At 72.7% G+C, this 4,176-nt stretch carries 2 protein-coding genes; both read right to left on the bottom strand.

The window, feature by feature from the left end; genetic code table 11:
• Positions 1-34: 34 nt before the first annotated feature.
• The gene (locus B8460_RS17995) at positions 35-3,145 is read right to left on the bottom strand and encodes an efflux RND transporter permease subunit (protein WP_084623875.1); all 3,111 of its coding nucleotides are present in this window, start codon (positions 3,143-3,145) and stop codon (positions 35-37) included.
• The coding region (locus tag B8460_RS17990) for an efflux RND transporter periplasmic adaptor subunit (RefSeq protein ID WP_052945301.1) at positions 3,142-4,176 on the bottom strand (1,035 nt) is incomplete at its 5' end. The genes B8460_RS17995 and B8460_RS17990, both read right to left, overlap by 4 nt.

The following is a 4,176-nucleotide window of genomic DNA, read 5'->3' as shown; positions in this document are numbered from 1 at the left end:
GGGCAGGCCGGCGGCACCGGCCAGTAGCCGCCGGTCAGCCGCCGCCTGCCGGCGAAGCCTGCACCACCGGCCCATCACGCCGCGGGCCGCCGCTGCCGCCGTCGCCGCGTCCGCCGGTCAGGCCGATCAGCACCGGCATCACCAGCAGCACCAGCGGGTATTGCAGCAACAGGCCCGCGATGATGGCGATCGCGAGCGGCTGCTGGATCGCCGATCCCTGACCGATCGCCAGCGCGAGCGGCAACAGCGTCAGGATCGCGGCGAGCGTCGTCATGCTGATCGGCCGCAGCCGGCCGCGGCTGGCCGCGACCAGCGCCTCGCGCCGCGGCAACGCGTGGGCGAGGTCGGCGTATTCGGACACGTAGAACACCGCCATCTCCGTGCCGATGCCGATGATCATCGTCATGCCCATCAGCGCCGTGATGTTGAGCGCGACGCCGGTCAGCCACAGCCCGGTGAACACCGCGGTCGTCGAGAGCAGCGAACAGCCGATGATGATGACCGGCAGCCACAGCCGCTCATACAGGAACAGCAGCAGCACGAACTCCGCGACCAGCGCGGCGGCGAAGACACGGGCGAGCCCCGCGAAGGCGATCTGCTGCTGCTGATAGAGCCCGCCCAGCTCATAGCGCACGCCGGCGCCGAGCATGCCCGGCCGCGCCAGCGCCCGCTTCACGTCAGCGACCGCCGCGCCGATGCCGCGTCCCTCGATACGCCCGGTCACCGCGACCATCGGCTGCAGGTTCTCGCGCGATATCTGCGCCTCGCCGGTGACGCGCACGATGGTCGCGACCCGCGACAGCGGCAGCACGTGGCCGCCCGGCGCGCGGATCGGCAGCGCCTCCAGGTCATGCAGCCGCAGACCGAGCGCGTCCGGCACGGCCACACGGATGCCGACCGTCTTGGTGGCCTCCGGCATCTGTGTCGCGACCTGTCCGGCCAGCGCCACGTCGACCGCCGCCGTCACCTCGGCGGGTGTCACGCCCTCCATCGCCGCGCGCGCCGGATCGACGTCGATGTCGAGCGCGTCGCCCGCCAGCCTGATGCCGCTGCGCACCTCCACCACGCCGCCGATGCGCGCGATCGCCGCCGCGACCTTGCGTGCCTGCGGGATCAGCACGCTGGAATCCTCGGCAAACAGCTTGATCTCGATCGGCTGCGGCACCGCCGTCAGATCGCCGATCAGGTCCTCCATCAGCTGCGCCAGCTCGACGCGCACGCCGGGCACCTCCGCCTGCACCCGCGCCAGCACCGCCGCCATCACCTCCGGCGTCGTGCGCGCGTGATCGGTCTTCAGACGCACGAAATAGTCGCCGTGATAGCTCTGGCCCAGACCGCCGCCGAGCCCCGTGCCGAGCCGGCGGGAGAAGGTGTCGACCTCCGGCATCGACCGCACGATCGCATCCACCTGCGACACTTCCCGCTGCGTCTCGATCAGCGACGTGCCCGGCTGCGTGAAGTAGTCCATCACGAAGCCACCTTCGTCGACCGACGGCATGAAGCCGGTCGGGACCGCCTGATAGGCGAACCAGCCGAGGACCAGCAGCGGCGCGATCACGAGCAGCAGCACCAAAGGCCGACGGAACAGGGCGGCGAGCAGCCAGGCATGCAGGCGCGACAGACGCCCGGGCCGGCTGCCGGCGGCACCGGGATCACGCCACCGGTCGAAGTTGATCAGCCGGCGCGCGAGCACCGGCACCACGAACGCCGTCATCAGATAGGAGATGAACAGCGCCGCCGCCATCGTCACCGACAGCGCCTTGGAAAACGCGCCGGTCACGCCGGTGAGAAAGCCGAGCGGCAGGAAGACGATCAGCGTCGCCATGCTCGACCCGGTCAGCGGCTGCATGAACTCGCGCGCCGCGCCGAGCACGGCATCGCCGCCGGCGGGCCTGCCGTCGGCGCCGGCAGCGCCGGCCCGGCGCGCGATGTGCTCGACCATGACGATCACGTCGTCGATCAGCAGCCCGACCGCCGCCGCGATCCCGCCGAGCGTCATGATGTTGAAGCTCAACCCAAGCAGGCTGAGCAGCAGCACCGACGTCGCGAGCGTCGCCGGCACCACCAGGATCGCGATGAGGGTGACGCGAAAGCTGCGCAGGAACAGCAGCAGCACCGCGCCCGCCAGCACGAGGCCGATCAGCACCGCGTCGCGCACGCTGCCCGCCGATTGCAGCACAAGCTCGCTCTGGTCGTACCATTTGACCAGCCTTACGCCGGCCGGCAGCGCAAAGCCGGCGAGGCGCGCGCGCACCGCCGCCGCGATCTGCACCGTGTTGCCGTCCGGCTGCTCATAGACGTTGAACAGCACGGCCGGCTTGCCGTCCTCCTCGACGCGTATCCATTGCGGCACCACGCCCGCCCGCACCGTCGCCACGTCGCGCAGGCGCAGAATCCCCGTCGGCGCCGCGCGCAGCACGACATTCTCCACGTCGGCGACGGTCATCAGGTTGTGCTGCCCCAGCACGAGATAGAGCCGGTCGCGGTCCTGCAGGTGCCCGACCGCCTGCAACGTGTTTCCGGCGCCGATCGCCGCGACCACGTCGGACAGCGCGATGCCCGCCGCGGCGAGGCGATGCGGATCGGCCTCCACCTGCACCTCCGCCACCTGCCCGCCTTGCACGTCCACGCGGCCGAGGCCGGTGATGGACGACAGCAGCGGCACGATGCGGTACAGCGCGAGGTCGCGCAGGGCGACCGGGTTCATCGCCGGGGCGGTCAGCGCATAGGAGATGATCGGAAACACCGTCGGGTCCATGCGCCGCACGTCATAGGACGTGCCCGCCGGCAGCCCGCGCACCGCCTGCGCGATGGCCGCGTCGACCAGCAGCGTGCTGGCGATCATGTCATGACCCCAGCCGAAATCGACCGAGATCTCCGCCGTCCCGCGCGTCGTCTCGGACCGCACGTCGCGGACGCCGGGCACGGTCCGGATCGCCTCCTCGACCGGGCGCGTGACGGTCATCGCCATCTGCTGCGCCGGCCGGCTGCCGGCGTCGAGGTCGACCACGACGCGGGGAAAGGAGACCTGCGGGAACAGCCCGACCGGCAGCGAGATCGCCGAGGCGATCCCGGCCATCGCCAGCGCCGCGGCGACGACGACGATGGAGCGGGCGTGGCGTTCGATGAAGCCGGCCAGGCTCACCGGCGCGCGTCCGGACCGGCGGCCGCTTCGGACTGTCGCAGCCGCGCCCCCGGCGTCAGCTGATAGGCGCCGTCCACCACCACGGGACGCCCCGCGTCGAGCCGGCCGGCCACCACGTCATGGTCGCCCGCGCGCCCGAGCAGCCGCACGTCGACGCGCGACGCGGTGCCGTCCGCGTCCTGATAGACATAGGTCCCGCTGTCATCGAGCAGCACGGCGGCATGCGGCAGCACCCAGCCATGCACCACGCCCACGGTGATGGCGGCCTCGTACGCCGCGCCCATCAGCAGGCCGCCGCCGGCGGTGCCGGCGCCGAGCACGATGTCGACATCGACGAGATGCGTGCGCGCGTCGACCTGCGCATCGACGCGCAATACCTCGCCATGCAGCGTCGCGCCCCCGGCAAGCGGCGTGAGGACACCCGTCTGGCCGGCGCGGACGCGCGCCCGCGCCGCCGGCTCGATCCCCACGGTGACGACGAGCCCGCCGCGGGGTGCTAGGGTCAGCAACCCGGCGCCGGGCGGGACGTGATCGCCGGGCGCGACGGGGATCGCGGTCACGATCGCGTCGAAGGGCGCGCTCAGCACACGCTGCGCCACGCCCGCGCCCGCGTCCTGCAGTGCTGCCAGCGCGGCCTCCGCGTCCGACAGCGCCTTGTCGGCCTGGGCGAGCTGATCGCGCGTCGCGAGTTGCTGCGTCAGCAGCTGCGCCGCGTGCGCGCGCTCCCGGCGCGCCAGCGCGACGGCGGTCTCGGCCTGACGATAGGCGCTCGCCGCGGCCGGCGTCGGGGCGAGGGTGACAAGCGCCTGTCCGGCCGTGACCGCCTCCCCGGGCGTGACGGCCAGCGACACGACCCGGCCATCCTGCTGCGCGCTGAGCGTCAGCCCGTGATCCTGGGCTGCCATGACGGTGCCGTAGGCGGTCACGATGTCCGGCGCGCTGCCCTCGGTCGCGGCGGTTTCGGTCACCAGGGTGGTCCCGGCCGGCGCCGCGGCCGCGGCGAGCAGCAGCAGGAGGGCGGCGGCCGCGCC

The organism is Acidisphaera rubrifaciens HS-AP3, assembly GCF_000964365.1.
Taxonomy (GTDB): Bacteria; Pseudomonadota; Alphaproteobacteria; order Acetobacterales; family Acetobacteraceae; genus Acidisphaera; species Acidisphaera rubrifaciens.
The sequence above is the reverse complement of the archived record's forward strand: the minus strand, read 5'-3'. Positions and strand labels throughout refer to the sequence as shown.